Here is a 19,084-nt window from a genome sequence, read left to right as displayed (position 1 = left end):
GAGAATAGCATTCTCTTAAAACGACAAGGAGGATTCCATGGCTAAGGTCGAACTGCCCTATCAGCTCTTCGATGCCGACAACCACCTGTACGAGACCAAGGACGCCCTGACCAGGCATCTGCCCAAGGAGTACGCGGGCACCATCCAGTACGTCGAGATCAACGGCCGGACCAAGATCGCGGTGCTCGGCCAGATCAGCGAATACATCCCCAACCCCACCTTCGACGTCGTGGCCCGGCCCGGCGCCATGGAGGAGTACTTCAAGCACGGCAACCCCGAAGGCAAGAGCAGGCGCGAGATCTTCGGTGAGCCGATGCGCGCGATCCAGGCCTTCCGCGATCCCGTGGAACGCCTGAAGGTCATGGACGAGCTGCAGTTGCAGCGCGCACTGATGTTCCCGACCCTGGCCAGCCTGGTCGAGGAGCGCATGCGCCAGCATCCCGAGCTGATCCACGCGGTGATCCACTCGCTGAACCAGTGGATGCTGGAGGACTGGGGCCAGGACGGCAACTTCGTCCACTCCGACCGGATCTTCACCGTCCCGGTGGTCACCCTGCCGATCGTCGAGCGGGCGATCGAGGAGCTGAACTGGTGCGTCGTCGAGCACGGCGCCAAGGCGATCCTGGTGCGCCCGGCCCCGGTGCCCGGTTTCAAGGGGATGCGGTCGTTCGCGCTGCCGGAGTTCGATCCGTTCTGGAAGCGGGTGGTCGAGCTGGATGTGCTGGTCACCATGCACTCCTCCGACAGCGGCTATTCGCGGTTCGACGCCGAGTGGGACGGCAACAGTCTGGAGATGCTGCCGTTCAAGACCAACACCTTCGCGATGACCAACCAGTGGCGGCCGGTCACCGACGCGGTGGCGTCCTGGGTCTGCCACGGTGCGCTGAACCGTTTCCCGGACCTGAAGATCGCCGTCATCGAGAACGGCTCCGCCTGGCTGGAGCCGCTGCTGCAACAGCTGTCCGACGTCTACAAGAAGGCGCCGGAGGGCTTCGGCTTCCGCGACCCGATCGAGGCCATCAAGCAGAGCCTCTACGTCAGCCCCTTCTGGGAAGAGGATCTGGAACGGCTGTCCGGCGTCATCGGCGCCGATCATGTGCTGTTCGGCTCGGACTGGCCGCATCCGGAGGGCCTGGCGGAGCCGGCCCGCTACATCCACGAGATCAAGGACATGCCGCTGGAGAACCAGGCCAAGATCATGGGCGGCAACCTGGCGCGGCTGCTCAAGGTATGACCTGGCAGACCATCCCGCAGATGGTCCTCGACGCGGCGAACCGCTTCGGCGATGCCGAAGCGGTCGTCGACGGGGACCTGCGGTGGAGCTTCACCGAACTCGCCGACCGGGTGCGCCGGGCCGCGGGAGCCTTCGCCGCGGCGGGGATCGAGCAGGGCGACCGCGCGGCGATCTGGGCGCCGAACTCGGCGGAATGGATCGTCGCCGCGTTCGGCCTGCTCACCGCGGGCGGCGTGGTGGTGCCGGTGAACACCCGCTTCAAGGCCGACGAGGCGGGCGACGTCATCCGCCGCAGCGGCGCCAAGGCGGTGCTCGTCCAGCAGGGGTTCCTCGGCGTCGACTACACCGGCGTCACCGACGTGCCCGTGATCGATCTGAAATCGGATTTCCTGGACAGTGGCGCACCGTTCGAGCGGAGCGTCGCGAGTACCGACATCGCCGATGTCATCTACACCTCCGGCACCACCGGGCGTCCCAAGGGCGTGATGATGAATCACGCGCAGACGCTGCGGCTCTACGCGGAGTGGTGCGATCTGGCGGATCTGCGGGAAGGCGACCGGTATCTGATCGTCAACCCGTTCTTCCACACCTTCGGATACAAAGCGGGTCTCGTGGCGTCGCTCATCCGCGGCGCCACGATCCTTCCGGTGCCGGTGTTCGACGTCGATCGAGTGCTGGAATTGGTGGCGCGCGAACGGATCACGATGTTGCCCGGCCCACCGACGCTCTACCACTCGCTGCTGGAGGCGGCGGGCAGGCACGATCTGTCCTCCCTGCGAGCCGCGGTCACCGGGGCGGCCGACATCCCGGTCGAGCTCATCCGCCGGGTGCGGGAGGAACTCCCGTTCCGCTCGATCATGACCGGATACGGATTGACCGAGGCGGGCACCGCGACAGCGTCCCGGCCCGGGGACACCTTCGAGCAGATCGCGACGACCGTGGGGAAACCCTGCGACGGCGTCGAGGTGCGCATCGCCGAGGACGGTGAGGTCCTCGTCCGCGGTTACAGCGTGATGCAGGGCTACCTGGACGACCCGCAGGCGACGGCCGAGGCGATCGACCCCGAAGGCTGGCTGCACACCGGCGATCTTGGCAACCTCGATCCCGAGGGCAGGTTGCGCATCATCGGGCGCAAGAAGGACATGTTCATCGTCGGCGGGTTCAACGCCTATCCCGCCGAGATAGAGGGGTTCCTGCTGGAGCACCCCGCGGTCGCACAGGCCGCCGTCATCGGTGTGCCGGACGAACGGCTCGGGCAGGTCGGCCGGGCCTTCGTGGTGACCCACCACCCGGTCACCGAAGCGGAGCTGATCGCATGGAGCCGCGACCGGATGGCGGGCTACAAAGTCCCCCGCTCGGTGCGTTTCCTGCGCACGCTGCCGCTCAACGCGACCGGCAAGGTGATGAAGGACCAACTGCGGTGAAGCGTCGGGCGCCGGATATCGTGCAGGCGCGACCGCAGAAAGGATGCGCATGACCGACTTTCGTGATTTCGACGAGTTGCGCGCCGCCGTGGGCACCGTGCTGGGCCCCGGCGAATGGATCGAGATCGACCAGCGGCGCATCGACCTGTTCGCGGAGGCGACCGGCGATCGGCAGTGGATCCACGTCGACGCCGAGCGCGCCGCCGACGGCCCCTACGGCGCCACCATCGCGCACGGGTTCCTCACCCTCGCTCTGCTCGCCCCCATCAGCCAGCAGTTGATGTCGGTGACCTCGGCCCGGATGGCGATCAACTACGGGCTGAACAAGATTCGCTTCATCAGCCCGGTGCGGGTCGGCAGCCGGGTGCGCGGCACCGTCACGCTCACCGCCGTCACCGATGTGCCCGGCGGCGTCCAAGCCGAACGCACCGTGACGATCGTCGCCGAGGGCGCGGACAAGCCGGCCTGCGTCGCCGAGCACCTGGTCCGGTATCTCGCCTGAGCGGCCCATGTTGACCCGCCGCGCAACGGCGCGCTGTGGGTACTGAACTCCCGCGGCCGCCAGGAGACCGGGGCGCCGGTCTGTGCGCTGCCCGGAGTGGAACGCGACGCGAACGGGCGGCTGTGTCCGGCCGGGCCCGCCCACGGGGCGCCGCGCGCGAAGCGGCAGTGACGTCGACGACTCGGAACACTAGTCCGCCCGGCTCAGCAGCACCGGCGTCACCGTGCCGATGCCACGGATGTGCGCCGATTCCAGTGGCGTGAGGCGGAATTCGGCGCGTCCGTCCAGTTCGGCGGCCAACGCCGGAGCGATCACCGCCGTGCCGGGCAGCGCCAGGGCGGTGAGGCGGCTGGCGAGGTTGACCGTGGTGCCGAAGACGTCGCCCAGCTGATGGATCAGCGGCCCCCACGTCGCCCCGACCCGCAGCCCGGGGATGTCCGGGTCGGCGGCGAACGCCCGCGCCAGCCGGGTGGCAATCCGCGCGGTGACGACCGCGGAGTCGGCGGTGAACAGGATCTCGTCACCGAGCAGTTTCACCACGCTGCCGCCGCACTCGGCGACGACATCGATGCAGCGGTGTTCGAACCGCGCCACCACGCGGATCAGGTCGGCGGCGGGACGGTCCCGGCTCAGTTCGGTGAATCCCACGATGTCGGCGAAGCCGACCCCCGCGTCGCGACCGGGTGGCGCGTCGGACTCGGGGTCCAGCAGATGGATCGCGTCCTCGACCCTGCGGCGCCACAGGTGCGCGAGCAACCATTGCACCTCCGGTAGCCTGCGCTCCAGCGCCGACACGGTGTCGACCGTCGCGGGAGCGCGTTGCATCTGCCCGGCGACGATCTCCACTTGCAGCCGGGCCAGCTGGGCGATCGCCCTGGCCAGCACGCCGGTCAAGTGCAGCGCTTCGGACTCGGTCACCATTCCCTCGTCCACGTAGCCGGTGAGCAGGCGCACGAGTTGCGCGTCGGAGGCGCTGAAGTCGACGGCGTCCGCTTCCGCCGTGGGGTAGCCGAGCGCTCGCCAGTAGCGCCGCGCCCGAGCGGGCGGCACCCCCGCGGCATCGGCCGCCTCGTCGGCGGTGAAGCGGCGTGGTTCGCCGAAGCCCCGCGCGGAACGTTTACCCGCGCCGGGCCGGGATTCAGCCGCGCCGGTCACACCGGGCTCTTGCTGCGCATCAGGACGGCGATCGGCGCCGTCGGGCGCGAGCCCGCGCGCGCCGCAATGAGGGGTGGCGGGGCGCTCATGCGGACCTCCGAGGCCGGTGCGTCCCGGGAGGCCGCCCATTCCGCCGACCCGCTTCGCCCTCCGGTACAGCGGCAACGCGCGGTGTGTCGCTCATCGGGACCTCCTCGATCGCGGGTCCGAGCGTAAACTTAATTCTCTTGCGTGGAGAATATCATTTTCAGCCGCACGCACGGAAGCAATAACGAGATGCATACCCCCTGACAACAACCCGGACGGTCGACCACGCCCGGATCCGGGGTGTATCGTCTACTACAACTACGAGAGTGTCATTCTCTTCATCGAAGATTTATCGTCTCGAAGGGCCGGCGCGCAGACCCGGCGCAGCGCACGAACAGCGAGGAGTCCCGTGAACACCGACGACATGATCCTGGTGAGCATCGATGACCATGTGGTCGAGCCGCTCGAGATGTTCGACGGCCATGTTCCGAAGAAGTGGGCCGATTTCGCCCCGAAGGTCGTCGTCGACGACAACGGCATCGACCGGTGGGTCTACCGGGACCGGCCCACCGGCGTAGCCGGTCTCAACGCCGTGGTCACCTGGCCCGCCGAAGAGTGGGGCAAGGACCCGGCCGGATACGCGGAAATGCGGCCTGCGGTCTACAACGTGCACGATCGCATCCGCGACATGGACGCCAACGGCGTGCTCGCCTCCATGTGCTTCCCCACGTTCACCGGCTTCAGCGCGGGCCACCTCAGCCGCGGCGGCCAGGACGAGATCACCGTCGCGATGATCTCGGCGTACAACGACTGGCACATCGAGGACTGGGCCGGGGCCTACCCGGGCCGGTTCATTCCGATCGGGATCCTGCCGATGTGGGACCCGGCGCTGGCGGTCGCGGAGATCGAGCGGCTGGCGGCCAAGGGCTGTCATTCGGTGACCATGCCCGAACTGCCGCACATCGACGGCCTGCCCAGCTACCACGATATCGACTACTGGGCGCCGGTGTTCCAGGCCCTGTCGGACAACGACACGGTGATGAACCTGCACATCGGCCAGGGCTTCGGCGTGCTGCGGCTGGCGCAGGACGCTCCCATCGACAACCTGATGGTGCTGGCGCCGAGCATCTCGCTGATCGCCGCCCAGGACCTGTTGTGGGGCCCCGCGTTCCGCAGCTACCCGAAACTGAAGGTCGCGCTGTCCGAAGGCGGCGTCGGCTGGATTCCGTTCTTCCTGGACCGCTCCGACCGGCACTACACCAATCAGCGGTGGCTGCGCCGCGACTTCGGCGGCAAGCTGCCCAGCGAGGTGTTCCGGGAGCACGTGCTCGCCTGCTACGTCACCGACAAGACCGCGTTGAAGTTCCGCCATGACATCGGCATCGACAACATCGCATGGGAATGCGACTATCCGCACTCGGACTCGATCTGGCCGAACGCGCCCGAGTTCGTGCTGGGGGAACTGCAGGCCGCAGGCGCCGACGACACCGACATCCACAAGATCACCTGGCAGAACGCCACCCGCTTCTTCAACTGGGATCCGTTCGCCCACATCCCGAAGGAGCAGGCGACCGTGGGGGCGCTGCGGGCGAAGGCGACCGACGTCGACACCTCCACCAGGTCGCGCAAGGAGTACGCCGCGGCCTATGCCCAGCGCGCGAGCTGAGGCGGTGCGGTGCGACTGCTGGTCTTCTCCACTCCCCGGGACGGAATGGACGCCGAATACAACGAGTGGTACACCGGGACGCACATCCCCGAGATGCTCGCCGTCCCCGGCGTCCGGTCGTGCACCCGCCACCGATTGATCCGTGGCGGTGACGACGAGGCCCGCTACCTCGCGGTGTACGACATCGACGGCGATTACCGCACCGTCCTGGCGGAACTCGGCGAGCGGGCCGCCGACGGACGCATGGCCCGCACCCCGGCCGCCGACCCGACCCGCACCAGAATCACCGTCTGGGAAGCCATCTGAGCGGCGACAGCCCCGGTGCGTGACGGCCGAGACCGTCGCGCACCGGGGCTGTCGGCTGCGTAGCCCGCCTCAGTGCGGCCCTTCCAGGATCGTCACCGCCGACACGGCGGTCGGCCCACCGAGGTTGTGCGCCAACCCGATTCGCGCACCGTCGACCTGATTGACCGCGTGCCCGCGCAGTTGCTCGAACAGCTCCACGCACTGCGCGACGCCGGTCGCCCCCGGCGGATGACCCTTCGTCTTCAGCCCGCCACTGGGATTGACCGGCAGCACGCCCCCGACCGCCGTTGCTCCGGCTTCGACCAGCTTGTGCGCCTCGAATCGCTCCGCGAAACCGAGGTCCTCGTAGCTGATCAGCTCGATGCCGGTGAAGAAATCGTGCACCTCGGCGACGTCGACGGCGGCCGGGGTCAACCCCGCCATCGCGAACGCCGCGCGGGCGGCGCGCACCGTCGCGGGGAAGGTGGTCATGTCCCGTTTGTGCTGGTGCATCACCGAGTCCAACCCGAGACCGACCCCCCGTATCCACACCGGGCTGTCGGTGTAGCGGTCCACCACGTCCTCGGCCGCGAGCACCAGGGCCGCGGCACCGTCGCTCTGCGGCACACAGTCGTACACGCCGAACGGGTCGGCCACGATCGGCGCGGACAGCGCCTGCTCGAGGGTGATCTCGAATCGCAAACGCGCCTTCGGGTTGCGCGCGCCGTGCCGATGGTTCTTCACCGCCACCATCGCCAGATGTTCCCGCGTCGCCGACGACTCGTACAGGTAGCGGTTGACGTGCAGCGCGAAACCGGCGGGTGCGAACAGACCCAGCTGGTAGTCCCAGGCGTTGTCCCTGGTCGCCGTCTCCCACTCGCGCAGCAGGTCCTTCTGCGCCCGCTCGCGCAGTTTGTCCGCGCCGATCACCAGCGCGACGTCGACCGCGCCGGACGCTATGGCGAACAGCGCGTTGCGTACCGCGTCGTTGCCGGTGGCGCAGGAGTTGTCGATGTGCGTCACGGGCAGGTCGGGCAGATCGAGCGCGTCGGCCAGCACTCCGGCCGGGAACCCGCCGGTGGTGCCCATCGCGCCGAACCAGGCGGCCTGTAGATCGGCCGTGCGCAGGCCCTTGTCGACCGAGGCGGCGCAGTCGGCGAACGCCATGAGCAACAGGTCCTGGAGGCCGAGTGCGAAGTGTTCGGCGAAGGGAGTCATTCCCGCGCCGACGATGGCCACTTTCCTCATGCCGCCTCCGGTTCCGGTTCGAACGCGTATCCGTAATCCGGCACGCCGGAGCGCACCGCCACCCGGCGCAGCACCATGCGCCCGCGGTCGCCGATGGTCACGGTGCCCGGGTCGGCGCCGGTGACCTTGGCCAGCGCGCGGACCCCGACGTCGTCGAGTTCCACGATCACCAGCGAGTAGGGGCTCTTCAAACCCGGCACCGGGATCCGGACAGTCGTCTCCGCGTAGACGCTGCCGGTGCGCGGCAGCGGCACCAAGGTGTAAGCGGTGCTGAGACTTCCGTCCGGGCCCACCCGGTAGCGGGGCGGGAAGTCCAGCTCCGCGCTGTCGCCGTGCCTGCCCGCCTCCCAGCGCACCTTTGCCTCGAACGCGCGCTCGTAGGCGGCCAGGGAGATCGGCAGGTCGGCCCCGGGCAGGGACACGACTTCCGGAAGCGCTCGCGCGGGCGGTTCGTTGCGCCGCACCCGCGCCGGGCCGGGTACCACCATGATCCCGGACAGGCTGGCCTGCTCCACGCCGACCAGCAGCCCGGCCCCACCCCAGTCGGCCATCGCCGCGAGGGCGAACAGCCCCGCGCTGGCGCCCAGCGTCGGCAGCTGCGGCGGCTCGGCCAGGCACAGCGCGGCCGCTTGCTTGTGATCGACGCCTGCCACCGCGACCGGGGTGTCCAGCCAAGCCGCCGAGAGCGAGGCGACCAGGCCCCGTTCGTGCAGCAGCCGGGGATCGCCGTAGTCGTGCACCGCGCCGAGTGCGTTGCGGGTACGCACCGGCAGACTGCGCGTGACCCGTGCCGCAGTGCGCACCTGCAGGCCGTCGCGGTCGGAGACCCAGGCCGCCGCCGCGCCCGCCGGCTCCAGGTCGACGCCGACGACCAGGGTGCGCGGGCGGGCCGAACTCAGCGCGTCCAGCGCCGCGGGCGCGCCGCCGAGCCGCTCGATGACCTCCAGTTCGGGGTCCAGGCCGAGGCCGGCCAGCAGCACCGCGGCGTTGCTGCCCTCCACCAGCGGCAGATCCCGGCTGACCAGCACCACCCGCTCCACCGGCTCGCCGGAGGCGATCGCGGATCGCCCCGCCTCCACCGCCAGGGTGACGGCGTCTTCGTCGTCACCGGTGGTCCGGCTGCGCTGGCTACCCCAGCAGGGCAGATACGTGCCCAGCGATGCGACGTACGGCATCGGTCCCCTCTTTTCCCGCGCTCAGGCGACCGCGCCCGCGGCTTTGAGCGCGATGATGCGATCCCAATCCAGGCCGAGTTCGAGCAGGATCTCCTCGGTCTGCGCGGCGAATTCGGGTCCCGGCCGCAGTTCCGGTGCGCCGACGTCGAACTGCACCGGGCTGGACACCAGCTCCAATTCGCCCGCGGGAAGCAGGTATTCGTTCGCCCTGATCTGCGCGTCCTGCGTCACCTGCCACGAGTCCTGCACCGGCGCCCACGGTCCGGCGAGGGTGGCGAAGCGCTCGGTCCACTCCGCCAGGGTGCGTCCCTTGATCACCTCGCGCAGGATCTGCACCGCGTCGGCGGTGTGCGCGGCGATCTGCGCCGCGTCGGCGAAGCGCGGATCGTCGGCCAGCTCCGGCCGGTCGATGTGGCGGCACACGTCCGCCCAGAATTTGGCGGGTTGCAGCATCACGAACGACAGGTAGCGGTCGTCGGCGGTGGCATAGAGCCCCGACAGCGGATTGGTCGGCGCGCCGTGGGCGCCGGGCACCGGCGCCACCAGCGGTTTCTCTTGGCTGGCCGACAGCGCGACGGTGTGGCCCAGCGACCAGAGCCCACTGCCGAGCAGCGAGACGTCGACCACCGAAGGTTGCCCCGTCCGTTCGCGTTTCAGCAGCGCGGCCGCGATCCCACCGGCCAGATTGGTGCCGGAGATGGTGTCGCCGAATGCCGGGCCGGGCGGCTGGATCATGCCTTCGGTGCCCGGCGGGGTGATGGTGGCCGCGATGCCGCCGCGGCACCAGAACGCGGTCATGTCGTAACCGCCCCGGTCGGATTCGACGCCGCGCGGACCCAGCGCGCTGCCGCGCGCGTAGACGATGCTCGGGTTCACCGCGCGGATGTCGTCCACGTCGATGCCGAATTTGGCGCGCGCCTGCGGCAGGAAGCTGGTCAGGAACACGTCGGCGCGGCGGGCCAGGTCGTAGATCACCTCGCGGCCCTCGGCCACCGACATGTCCACGCCGATACTGCGCTTGCCCCGATTGGCGTGTTCGACATTGGGATTCGGATCGCCCTCGATCTTGAACACCCCGACCTGCCGCAGGCCGCGCTGCGGATCACCGGTGACGGCGTGCTCGACCTTGACGACGTCGGCACCCCAGTCGGAGAGCACCGCGCCCGCCGACGGCACGAACCCGTACATCGCGACTTCGAGCACCCGGATGCCCTCCAGCGGCTTGCTCACTTCGCCACCTCACCCGCGCTCGGCTGCGGCAGCGCCGTGCCGCCTCCTCGGCGCACTCGCTGACGCTCGCTCACGCGACCACCTCCGCGAGGGTCTTGCGCTCCAGGAACTCCTCCAGGCCGACGCGACCCAACTCCCGCCCGATGCCCGACTGCTTGTATCCGCCGAACGGCGCGTCGGGGTGGAAGTAGTTGCCGCCGTTGATGCTGAGGGTGCCGGTGCGGACGCGTCGCGCGACGGCCTTGGCCCGTTCCGAGTCGGCGCTGAACACCGCGCCGGACAGGCCGTAGATGGAGTTGTTCGCGATGCGAACCGCGTCTTCCTCGTCGGTGTAGGGAATGAGCGCCAGCACCGGACCGAACACCTCTTCCTGCGCGATCTCGCTGTCCGGGTCGACATTCGCCAGCAGGGTGGGCTTGTAGAAATAGCCGGGGTCGAGCTTTTCGCCGCCGGTGACGAGGGTGGCGCCCGCGGCCACCGCGCGCTGCACCATGTCGTGCACCTTGTCGCGCTGACGTTCGCTGATCAGCGGGCCCATATAGGTCTTGGGATCGCCCGGGTCGCCATGGGTGACGTGGGCGAAATTGCCTGCGATCAGTTCGGCGACCTTGTCGTGGTCCTGCTGCGGCACCAGCACCCGGGTGGTCAGCGCGCACCCCTGCCCGGCATGGGTGACCACACTGAAGGCCGCGAACAGGGCGGCTTTGGTGTAGTCGGCGTCGTCGAGCAGGATCATCGCCGACTTGCCGCCCAGTTCCAGGAACACCCGTTTGAGCGTGCCGCTGGCGGCGGCCATGATCTGGCGGCCCACCGCAGTGGAGCCGGTGAACGTCACCACGTCGACGTCCGGGTGGGTGGTCATCCGCTTGCCGACCTCGACATCGGAGGACGCCAGCACGTTCACCACGCCGGCGGGGATGTCGGTGTGCCGCGCGATGATCTCGCCCAGCGCCAGGGTGGCCAGCGGAGTGTCGGGCGCGCCTTTGAGCACGACGGTGCACCCGGCGGCGAGCGAGGGCGCCAGCTTGGCAAGCGCCAGCTGGTGCGGGTAGTTGTAGGCCGCGATGGCGGCCACCACGCCCGCGGCTTCCAGCTCCACCCAGCGCCGGTGCTGCTGACCGCGGAGTTCGACCACGCCGAGGTCCTCGCTCCAGGAATAGTCCGCCAGCAGTTCCGCGTAGTAGCGCACGATCTCGAAGGGGATCTCGAGCTGGTTGCCATAGGTGAGCGTGCGAGTCGCGCCCACCTCCGCGATGGTGAGCTCGCGCAGCTCCTCCACGTTGTCGCGCAGCGCTTGGTAGAGCTGGTGCAGACAGCGCGCGCGGAACTCGTGGTTCGTCGCCCAGTCGGTGGTGTCGAACGCTCGCCGCGCCGCGGCGACAGCCGCGTCCACCTCCGCCACACCGGCTTCCGGCGCATGACCGTACACCGCACCGGTGGCGGGATCGAGCGATGCGAGCGTGCGCCCGGTCTCGACCAGCTGTCCGTCGATCAGCAGTCGCCGCGCCACCGCTACCGCTTGTTCCTGCGTTGACATTCCGTCTCCTCGCCGAATGTGGAAATAACATTCTCGATATTGGAGAATTTAACACTCGGCACGGCGGAATGCAGCCACTATCGCCAAGCCGCGTCACTCCGCACCCCGGACCGCGCGAGCCGACAGGCCCGGCGGGCGACTCTTGCGCGCTCGATCCCTACGAGAGTACGGTTCTCACATCCGGAAGGGAGATTCTTGTGTTCGACAATACACTCATCCCGGCCGCGCCGAGGCCGCGCGAGCGCCGGTCACCGGGCGGCGGGAACACCGGAGAGGGGCCGCACGCGTGAAGACGGCAGTGGTCACCGGGGGCGCGTCCGGAATCGGGCTGGGGATCGCACAGCGCTTGCGTAGCGACGGTTTCCACGTCGCCTCCCTCGACCTCAACCCGCCCGCCGACGACGACTTCGCCTACCGCGCCGACGTCACCGAACCGGAACAGATCGCCGAGGCGCTGACCGCCGTCCGCGCCAAGCTCGGCCCGGTCACCGTGCTGGTGAACGCCGCGGGCATCGACGGTTTCAAGCGCTTCCAGAACATCTCCTTCGAGGACTGGCAGCGCGTCATCGATGTCAACCTCAACGGCGTATTCCACTGCGTCCAAGCGGTGCTGCCGGACATGCTGGCCGCGGGCTGGGGGCGCATCGTCAACATCTCCTCCTCGAGCACGCATTCGGGCCAGCCGTTCATGACGCACTACGTCTCGGCCAAGTCGGCGGTCAACGGCCTGACCAAAGCGCTGGCGCTGGAACTGGGCCCGTCCGGTATCACCGTGAACGCGGTGCCGCCCGGGTTCATCGACACCCCGATGCTGCGCAAGAACGAGGAGGCCCGCCGGCTCGGCGGCACCGTCGAGGACCACATCCAGCGGACTCCGGTCCGCCGGGTCGGCACACCCGCGGACATCGCCGCGGCCTGCGCGTTCCTCATCTCCGAGGAGGCCGGCTACATCACCGGCCAGATCCTCGGCGTCAACGGCGGACGCAATACCTGAGACCCGTCGCGCACCGAGCGTGCGAGACGAGTGCAGCCCGAATGAAGCTAGATCGAAAGGAAGGCCCGTGGGACGCGTAGAGGGCAAGGTCGCCTTCGTCACCGGAGCCGCTCGTGGCCAAGGCCGCAGTCACGCGGTACGGCTGGCGCAGGAAGGTGCCGACATCATCGCGGTGGACATCTGCCGCGACATCGACTCGATCGGATACGCGCTGTCGCGCCAGGAAGACCTGGACGAGACCGCGCGGCTGGTCGAGAAGACCGGTCGGCGCATCGTCGCCGAACCGGCCGACGTGCGCGAGGCCGGACAGTTGCGCGCGGTGCTGGAACGCGGCGTCGCCGAGTTCGGGCGGCTGGACATCGTGATCGCCCAGGCCGGCATCGCGGGCATGAAGGGCACGCCGCAGTGGCAGGCCTGGTCCGACGTCATCGACACCAACCTCGTCGGCGTGATCAACACCATCCAGGTCGCGCTACCGCATCTCGGCGCGGGCGGTTCGATCATCGCCACCGGCTCGGTGGCCGCGCTGATGGACGTCTCGAAAGTGGACCAGCCGGGCAAGGATCCCGGCGGCATCGCCTACGTGGTGGCCAAACGCGGCCTGGCGCAGTACGTGCACGCGCTCGCCCTGCACATCGCGCCGCAGAACATCCGAGCCAACGTCATCCACCCCACCAACTGCAACACTCCGATGCTGCAGAGCGAGCCGATGTACCGATCCTTCCGACCGGACCTGGAACACCCCACCCGCGCGGACGCCGAGCCCGCCTTCCATGTGCAGCAGGCCATGCCGACTCCCTATGTCGAGCCGGAGGACATCAGCGACGCGGTGCTGTTCCTGGCCTCCGACGAGGCTCGCTACATCACCGGCACGCAGTTGCGCGTCGACGCGGGCGGCTACCTGAAGTGGTACGACTACCACGTCTGAGAGGAAGAAACACCGTGAAGGTCCGAGTCGATCAGCAACGCTGCCAAGGGCACACGCTGTGCGCGATGATCGCCCCGCAATCGTTCGAGCTCAGCGACATCGACGGCCACTCATCCCCGGTCGGCGAAGCGGTTCCCCCAGACCAGCAGGATCGGGTACGCGAAGCCGTCCACTCCTGCCCCGAACGCGCGATCTCGATCGCCGAGTAGGGAGAAGGCCATGACCGTGCCGGACACCACCGACACCGATCGCAAACAGCCCCGATTCCATTTCGATCGCTTCGCACCGGAGTATCGGGAGAACTTCCAGTCGATCACCGAGGAAATGCAGAGCGAGTGCCCTCTCGCCTGGACCGACACCTATGACGGTCACTGGGTGGCGGCGGGCAACAGAGAAGTCTTCGAGCTCGCGCGCTGCCCGCACGTATCCAACGATCACGACCCGCAGGGCGTTCGCAAGGGATATCGGGGGATCTCCATTCCCCCGGCCCCTCGCGCGCGCGGCATCCGCGGCGGCATCCTGGAGATGGACGAGCCCGAGCACCGGGAACTGCGTTCGGCGCTCAACCCGTACCTGTCCCCCGCCGCCGTCAAACGCTGGGTCCCGTTCGTGGACGAGGTAGTGCGCGCGGCGCTCGACGAGAAGATCGAGAGCGGCCGTATCGATTTCGTCGACGATCTGGCGAATGTCGTTCCCGCCGTGCTGACTCTGGGCATGCTCGGCGTCCCGTTGCGGAAGTGGACCATCTACAACGAGCCGGTGCACGCCGCGGTCTACACGCCCCCGGATTCACCGGACTACCCGCGCGTCGCGGAGATGCACCGCACGATGGGCCTCGACCTGCTGACCAATCTCGCCGAGATCCGGGAGCATCCGCGTCCCGGCCTGATCCACGCGGTCGCCTCCGCGCCGGTCAACGGGGAGCCGCTGCCGGACATGGAGATCCTCGGCATGCTCAGCCTGCTCATCGGCGGCGGTTTCGACACCACGACCGCGCTCACCGCGCACGCCCTCGAATGGCTCTCCGAGCATCCGGACGACCGTGCGACCCTGAGCCGGGAACGGGACCTGCTGCTGGACTCGGCCACCGAGGAATTCCTGCGCTACTACACCCCGGCACCCGGTGACGGACGCACCATCGCGCAGGACTGCGAGGTGGCGGGTGCCTCCTTCAAAGAAGGCGACCGCGTCTGGTTGTCGTGGGCGATGGCCAATCGCGATCCGGCGGTGTTCGACCATCCGGAGGAACTGGTCCTGGACCGGAAGGGCAACCGGCACTACAGCTTCGGTCTCGGCATCCACCGCTGCATCGGCTCCAACGTCGCCCGCACGGTGTTCAAGCGGATGCTGATCGCGGTGCTGGACCGGATGCCGGACTACCGGTGCATTCCGGAGGAGACCGTGCACTACGACACGATCGCGGTCATCCAGGGCATGCGGCACCTGCCCACCGAGTTCACCCCTGGGCCCCGGCTCGGTCCCGGGCTCGACGAGACCCTGGAAAAGCTGCAGAAAGTCTGTGACGAACAGCGGCTCGCCGAGCCGGTGACCGTGCACAAGGGCACGGCACAGATCTGACCGGAAAGCCCCCGCCGCGTGCGGCCACCGCAGGCCGCACGCGGCTACGGCTGCGACGACTACGAGGAGGCGCTGTGGCAGACGCGCAGGAGACCCCGGCGACGACGGCCGAACCGTCGGGACGGCCGCTGCCGCTGCTCGGCCTGGACACCGAGTTCTTCTGGACCTCGGGCGCCGACGGCAAGCTGCGCATCCAGCAGTGCCGCTCCTGCGCGGCCCTCATCCACCCACCGCAACCGGTGTGCCGCTACTGCCGCGGGCACGATCTCGGGGCGCGGGAGGTCTCCGGCGCGGCCACGCTGGCGAGCTTCACGGTGAACCACCGCTTCGCCGTGCCCGGCCTGCCACCGCCGTACGTGGTGGCGCAGGTGGCGCTGATCGAGGACCCCCGAGTCCGGTTGACCACCAATATCGTCGACGCCGATCCGGACGACCTGGTCCTGGGCATGCGGGTGGAGGTGGTCTTCCAGCAGGACGCCGACGTCTGGCTGCCGCTGTTCCGGCCCGCCGCCGGGCAATCCGAGCCCGCGCCGCTGCCGGTGGACGAGATCGAGCCGGAGCGGTTCGCCGAGCACGTGCGGCCGATGCTGCGCCAGGAGAAGTTCGAGGACAAGGTCGCGCTCACCGGCATCGGGATGTCCCGGATCGGGCGCAGGCTCATGGTGCCGCCGCTGGAGTTGACGATCGAGGCGTGCGAGCGCGCGGTCGCCGACGCGGGCCTGACGCTCGACGACATCGACGGTCTGGCCTCCTATCCCGGCGGCGGGAATCTCGGCGGCTTCGGCGAGGGCGGGGTGACCGCACTGGAAGCCGCGCTCGGCTTACGCCCCAGCTGGCACAACGGCGGTATCGAGACCTTCGGGCCGGGCGGGTCGGTGGTCGCGGCGATGACGGCGGTGGCGGCCGGACTGGCCCGGCACGTACTGTGCTTCCGCACCGTGTGGGAGTCGACTTTCAACGAGTTGGCCAAGGCGGGCCGGATCCCCTCGGCTGGTGGCCGCACCACGAGCTGGCTGACGCCGTTCGGCGCGATCTCCGCCGCGCACACCCTCGCGCAGAACGCGCAGCGGCATTTCCACCGCTACGGCACCACGCGCGAGACGCTGGGCTGGATCGCGCTCAACCAGCGCGCCAACGCCGAATTGGAGCCGACCGCGGTCTACCGCGACCCGATGACCATGGACGACTATCTCTCGGCACGGCCGATCACCACCCCGTTCGGGCTCTACGACTGCGACGTGCCGTGCGACGGCGCGGTGGCGGTGATCGTCTCGGCGATCGACGCCGCACGCGATCTGCCCACGGCGCCGGTGCTGGTGGAGGCGGTCGGCACCCAGATCATCGAGCGCGTCGAATGGGACCAGAGCACGCTCACCCACGAACCACAGGTGCTCGGCCCGGCCGCGCACCTGTGGACGCGCACCACGCTGCGCCCCGAGGACGTCGACGTCGCCGAACTCTATGACGGGTTCAGCTTCAACTGCCTGTCCTGGATCGAGGCGCTCGGTTTCTGCGGCATCGGGGAGGCCAAGGACTTCCTGGACGGGGGCAAGAACATCGCCCGCGACGGCGCCATCCCGGTCAACACGCACGGCGGCCAGCTCTCGCACGGCCGCACGCACGGCATGGGCCTGTTGCACGAGGCGGTGGTGCAGTTGCGCGGCGCGGGCGGGGAGCGGCAGGTCGCGGGTGCCCGGGTCGCGGTCGTGTCCAGCGGCGGGCTCACGCCCGGCGGGGCGATGCTGCTGCGTGCCGATTCCTGATCGCGGCGATATCTCCGAGCAACCATGACACTCACCGAATCCGATCTCGACCCCCTCGCCGACGGCGGACCTCTACCCGTGGTCGCCGAGGTCGACGGCATCCCCGTGTCGGGGCTGCTGGCCGAGGCGTCCGCTCCCCGCGCGGTGCTGGTCGCGCTGCACGGCGGCGCCACCACCTCGACGTACTTCGACTGCCCCGGACACCCCGAACTCTCGCTGCTGCGGCTGGGGCAGCGCCTCGGTTACACCGTGCTGGCGCTGGACCGGCCCGGCTACGGCGCCTCGGGTCCGTATGCCGACCAGCTCGTATCGCCCCGGCGGCGGGTCGATCTGATGTACGGGGCCGTCGAAGCACACCTCGACGACCGTCCGCGCGGCGCGGGCGTCTTCCTGCTGGCGCACTCCGCCGGATGCGAACTCGCGCTGCGCATGGCCGCCGATGAGCGCGGCCGCGGACTGCTCGGCCTGGAGCTGGCGGGTACCGGCCGCACGCACCATCCCGACGCCCAGGAAGTGCTGTGGGGCCCACGTCCGGCGGGCAGCAGGCCCGCTGGACTCGGTAACCTGCTCTGGCGGCCCCAGCGGCTCTATCCACCCGAACTCGTGGGCGGTGCGTCCATCGCCGTACCCGGCCCACCGCTGGAAGCCACCGCCATCAACAACTGGGCCGACCACGATTTCCCCCGCTCGGCCGCGCGGGTGCGCATCCCGGTGCGGTTCACCGCGGGCGATCACGAGACGGTGTGGCGCAACGACATCGAGGAACTGACGGCCATCGGCGCCCTCTTCCGCGCGGCGCCGCGGGTGGTGCTCAATCTGCAACCCAATACCGGGCACAACGTCAGCTTGGGTTACACGGCGGCGGCATACCACCTGAAGGTGCTCGCCTTCGCGGAAGAGTGCGTCGTCGCCGAGGCGACCGGCGAATTCACCGGTCCGGCAATCCAATTCGACGGCGGCGCGCACGCGCGGCCGGGAAGGTGAGGCCATGGAGGTCACCGATGTCGCGCTACTGCTGCTGCGGCTGGTCGTGGGAGTCACCATGATCGCGCACGGCGTCAATCACTGGATCGGCGGCGGCCGGATCCCCGGGACGGCGCGCTGGTTCAGCGGGCTGGGGCTGCGCAACGGCGTACTGCAGGCGTGGCTGAGCGTGATCACCGAGATCGGCGCGGGCGCACTGCTGGTGCTCGGCCTGTTCACCCCGCTGGCCGCCGCGGCGGTCGTCTCGGTCATGCTCGTGGCCGGATTGCTGGCGCACCGCGCGAACGGATTCTTCGTCTTCAAGGAAGGCTACGAGTACGTCCTGGTGCTGGCCGTGGTCGCCTTGGCACTCGGGCTGCTGGGGCCGGGGTGGCTGTCACTGGACCACGCGGCGGATATCGAGATCACCGGCTGGGCCGGTGGCGGCATCGCGCTGGGTGTGGCCGTGCTGGCCACGGCGGCCCTGCTGTCCGTCTTCTACCGGCCCGCGCCCGTGCCGGAAACCACTACCGAGGAGGTGCGCTGATGCGCGTCGGGTTCATCGGACTGGGCAGTCAGGGCGCGCCGATGGCGCGCCGCATCGTCGAGGGCGGCTACCCGACCACTTTGTGGGCGCGCCGCTCGGCTTCACTGGAGCCGTTCGCCGACACCGCGGCGGTAGCGGCCGAATCGCCCGCCGCCTTGGCCGCGCGCAGCGATCTGGTGTGTCTCTGTGTGGTCGGCGACGCCGACGTGCGCCAGGTGGTCACCGGCGAGAACGGCGTGCTGGCCGGACTCGCGCCGGGTTCGATCATCGCCGTGCACGCCACCGTGCACCCCGACACCTGCCGGGAGCTGGCGGAACTGGCCGCGGCGCGGCAGGTCACGCTGATCGATGCCCCGGTCAGCGGCGGCGGGCCCGCCGCAGCGGAGGGCAGGCTGCTGGTCATGGTCGGCGGCGCGAGCGCGGCCGTCGAGCGCAGCCGCCCGGTGTTCGAGACCTACGCGAATCCGATCGTCCACCTCGGCGACGTCGGCTCCGGGCAGGCCACCAAACTGCTGAACAACCTGCTGTTCACCGCGAATCTCGCGACCGCCGCCGGCACCCTGGCGCTCGGCAGGGGGCTCGGCATCAGCCCGGACCGGCTCGGCGAAGTGATCACGCACGGCACCGCGAACAGTTTCGCGCTGGGCCGGATCGTCGCCGCGGGCGGCACCTTGGACCAGCTGGCCGCGCACGCGGGCGATCTGCTCCGTAAGGACGTCGGCCTGGTCGCCGACTTGGCCGACGCGGCGGGTGTCGCCCCGGGCATCGTGCTCGGGGCCGCCGACGCGACGCTCGCGTTGATGGACCGGCAGCGCTGAAGGGAGGACT

The 19,084-nt window shown here is 69.4% G+C and carries 18 protein-coding genes; 13 read left to right on the top strand and 5 right to left on the bottom strand.

The genetic code is table 11. The features are described 5' to 3' along the window. Positions 1-37: 37 nt before the first annotated feature. The 3 genes from HOV91_RS04660 to HOV91_RS04650 are packed head-to-tail and all read left to right on the top strand — an operon-like array spanning position 38 to position 3,160. Positions 38-1,234, top strand: a complete 1,197-nt coding sequence (locus HOV91_RS04660; RefSeq protein WP_174184180.1) for an amidohydrolase family protein — start codon at positions 38-40, stop codon at positions 1,232-1,234. After that, positions 1,231-2,658, top strand: coding sequence for a FadD3 family acyl-CoA ligase (locus HOV91_RS04655; RefSeq protein ID WP_174184179.1), 1,428 nt, complete (start codon positions 1,231-1,233; stop codon positions 2,656-2,658). The genes HOV91_RS04660 and HOV91_RS04655 overlap by 4 nt, the downstream gene beginning before the upstream one ends. Before the next feature lie 49 nt (positions 2,659-2,707). Beyond that, positions 2,708-3,160, top strand: a complete 453-nt coding sequence (locus tag HOV91_RS04650; RefSeq protein WP_174184178.1) for a MaoC family dehydratase — start codon at positions 2,708-2,710, stop codon at positions 3,158-3,160. 189 nt (positions 3,161-3,349) lie between these two features. Here the strand turns inward: HOV91_RS04650 and HOV91_RS04645 are convergent, their stop codons facing one another. Next, positions 3,350-4,315 (bottom strand): adenylate/guanylate cyclase domain-containing protein, encoded by a 966-nt coding sequence (locus HOV91_RS04645; protein ID WP_174184177.1) that lies wholly within the window; start codon positions 4,313-4,315, stop codon positions 3,350-3,352. A 436-nt stretch (positions 4,316-4,751) separates the two neighbouring features. Between HOV91_RS04645 and HOV91_RS04640 the strand changes: the two genes are divergently transcribed. After that, positions 4,752-6,008 (top strand): amidohydrolase family protein, encoded by a 1,257-nt coding sequence (locus tag HOV91_RS04640; RefSeq protein WP_174184176.1) that lies wholly within the window; start codon positions 4,752-4,754, stop codon positions 6,006-6,008. Between the two features lie 9 nt (positions 6,009-6,017). Beyond that, the gene (locus HOV91_RS04635) at positions 6,018-6,314 is read left to right on the top strand and encodes a DUF4286 family protein (protein WP_174184175.1); all 297 of its coding nucleotides are present in this window, start codon (positions 6,018-6,020) and stop codon (positions 6,312-6,314) included. Positions 6,315-6,383: 69 nt separating this feature from the next. Here the strand turns inward: HOV91_RS04635 and HOV91_RS04630 are convergent, their stop codons facing one another. From HOV91_RS04630 to HOV91_RS04615, 4 genes are all read right to left on the bottom strand, one after another. Then, a complete protein-coding gene (locus HOV91_RS04630) occupies positions 6,384-7,541 on the bottom strand; it encodes a thiolase C-terminal domain-containing protein (RefSeq protein WP_174184174.1) in 1,158 nt (385 codons plus the stop codon). Next, entirely contained in the window at positions 7,538-8,716 is a 1,179-nt protein-coding gene (locus HOV91_RS04625) for an OB-fold domain-containing protein (RefSeq protein WP_174184173.1), read from the bottom strand. The genes HOV91_RS04630 and HOV91_RS04625 overlap by 4 nt, the downstream gene beginning before the upstream one ends. A 21-nt stretch (positions 8,717-8,737) precedes the next feature. Continuing rightward, positions 8,738-9,946, bottom strand: a complete 1,209-nt coding sequence (locus HOV91_RS04620) for a CaiB/BaiF CoA transferase family protein (protein ID WP_174184172.1) — start codon at positions 9,944-9,946, stop codon at positions 8,738-8,740. A 70-nt stretch (positions 9,947-10,016) separates the two neighbouring features. After that, entirely contained in the window at positions 10,017-11,483 is a 1,467-nt protein-coding gene (locus tag HOV91_RS04615) for an aldehyde dehydrogenase family protein (RefSeq protein WP_174184171.1), read from the bottom strand. 286 nt (positions 11,484-11,769) lie between these two features. On the opposite strand from HOV91_RS04615, the gene HOV91_RS04610 reads away from it, so the two are divergent. The 8 genes from HOV91_RS04610 to HOV91_RS04575 all read left to right on the top strand — a co-directional run bounded on the left by HOV91_RS04610 (position 11,770) and on the right by HOV91_RS04575 (position 19,074). After that, entirely contained in the window at positions 11,770-12,477 is a 708-nt protein-coding gene (locus HOV91_RS04610) for an SDR family NAD(P)-dependent oxidoreductase (protein ID WP_174184170.1), read from the top strand. A 67-nt stretch (positions 12,478-12,544) separates the two neighbouring features. Next, positions 12,545-13,405 (top strand): mycofactocin-coupled SDR family oxidoreductase, encoded by an 861-nt coding sequence (locus HOV91_RS04605; RefSeq protein ID WP_174184169.1) that lies wholly within the window; start codon positions 12,545-12,547, stop codon positions 13,403-13,405. Between the two features lie 14 nt (positions 13,406-13,419). After that, complete coding sequence (locus HOV91_RS04600) at positions 13,420-13,614, top strand: ferredoxin (protein ID WP_174184168.1); 195 nt, start codon at positions 13,420-13,422, stop codon at positions 13,612-13,614. 10 nt (positions 13,615-13,624) lie between these two features. Further along, positions 13,625-14,983 carry a cytochrome P450 gene (locus HOV91_RS04595; RefSeq protein ID WP_174184167.1) on the top strand — a complete coding sequence of 453 codons (1,359 nt, stop codon included), beginning with the start codon at positions 13,625-13,627 and terminating at the stop codon, positions 14,981-14,983. Between the two features lie 74 nt (positions 14,984-15,057). Continuing rightward, complete coding sequence (locus HOV91_RS04590; protein ID WP_174184166.1) at positions 15,058-16,746, top strand: thiolase C-terminal domain-containing protein; 1,689 nt, start codon at positions 15,058-15,060, stop codon at positions 16,744-16,746. Positions 16,747-16,770: 24 nt separating this feature from the next. Beyond that, positions 16,771-17,730: an alpha/beta hydrolase gene (locus HOV91_RS04585; RefSeq protein WP_174184165.1), complete on the top strand. Its 960-nt coding sequence runs from the start codon at positions 16,771-16,773 to the stop codon at positions 17,728-17,730. 4 nt (positions 17,731-17,734) lie between these two features. Continuing rightward, the gene (locus HOV91_RS04580; protein ID WP_174184164.1) at positions 17,735-18,256 is read left to right on the top strand and encodes a DoxX family protein; all 522 of its coding nucleotides are present in this window, start codon (positions 17,735-17,737) and stop codon (positions 18,254-18,256) included. Beyond that, complete coding sequence (locus tag HOV91_RS04575; RefSeq protein ID WP_174184163.1) at positions 18,256-19,074, top strand: NAD(P)-dependent oxidoreductase; 819 nt, start codon at positions 18,256-18,258, stop codon at positions 19,072-19,074. The genes HOV91_RS04580 and HOV91_RS04575 overlap by 1 nt, the downstream gene beginning before the upstream one ends. Positions 19,075-19,084: the final 10 nt, after the last annotated feature.

It is taken from the genome of Nocardia barduliensis (assembly GCF_013315795.1).
Lineage (GTDB): Bacteria > Actinomycetota > Actinomycetes > Mycobacteriales > Mycobacteriaceae > Nocardia > Nocardia barduliensis.
This window is presented reverse-complemented; position numbering and strand designations above follow the sequence as displayed.

What these genes read in the sequence shown, in the direction of transcription:
- HOV91_RS04660 (WP_174184180.1), top strand. Translation starts at nt 38, where the DNA reads ATGGCTAAGGTCGAACTGCCCTATCAGCTCTTCGATGCCGACAACCAC.
- HOV91_RS04655 (WP_174184179.1), top strand. Translation starts at nt 1,231, where the DNA reads ATGACCTGGCAGACCATCCCGCAGATGGTCCTCGACGCGGCGAACCGC.
- HOV91_RS04650 (WP_174184178.1), top strand. Translation starts at nt 2,708, where the DNA reads ATGACCGACTTTCGTGATTTCGACGAGTTGCGCGCCGCCGTGGGCACC.
- HOV91_RS04630 (WP_174184174.1), bottom strand. Translation starts at nt 7,541, where the DNA reads ATGAGGAAAGTGGCCATCGTCGGCGCGGGAATGACTCCCTTCGCCGAA.
- HOV91_RS04625 (WP_174184173.1), bottom strand. Translation starts at nt 8,716, where the DNA reads ATGCCGTACGTCGCATCGCTGGGCACGTATCTGCCCTGCTGGGGTAGC.
- HOV91_RS04615 (WP_174184171.1), bottom strand. Translation starts at nt 11,483, where the DNA reads ATGTCAACGCAGGAACAAGCGGTAGCGGTGGCGCGGCGACTGCTGATC.
- HOV91_RS04595 (WP_174184167.1), top strand. Translation starts at nt 13,625, where the DNA reads ATGACCGTGCCGGACACCACCGACACCGATCGCAAACAGCCCCGATTC.
- HOV91_RS04585 (WP_174184165.1), top strand. Translation starts at nt 16,771, where the DNA reads ATGACACTCACCGAATCCGATCTCGACCCCCTCGCCGACGGCGGACCT.
- HOV91_RS04580 (WP_174184164.1), top strand. Translation starts at nt 17,735, where the DNA reads ATGGAGGTCACCGATGTCGCGCTACTGCTGCTGCGGCTGGTCGTGGGA.
- HOV91_RS04575 (WP_174184163.1), top strand. Translation starts at nt 18,256, where the DNA reads ATGCGCGTCGGGTTCATCGGACTGGGCAGTCAGGGCGCGCCGATGGCG.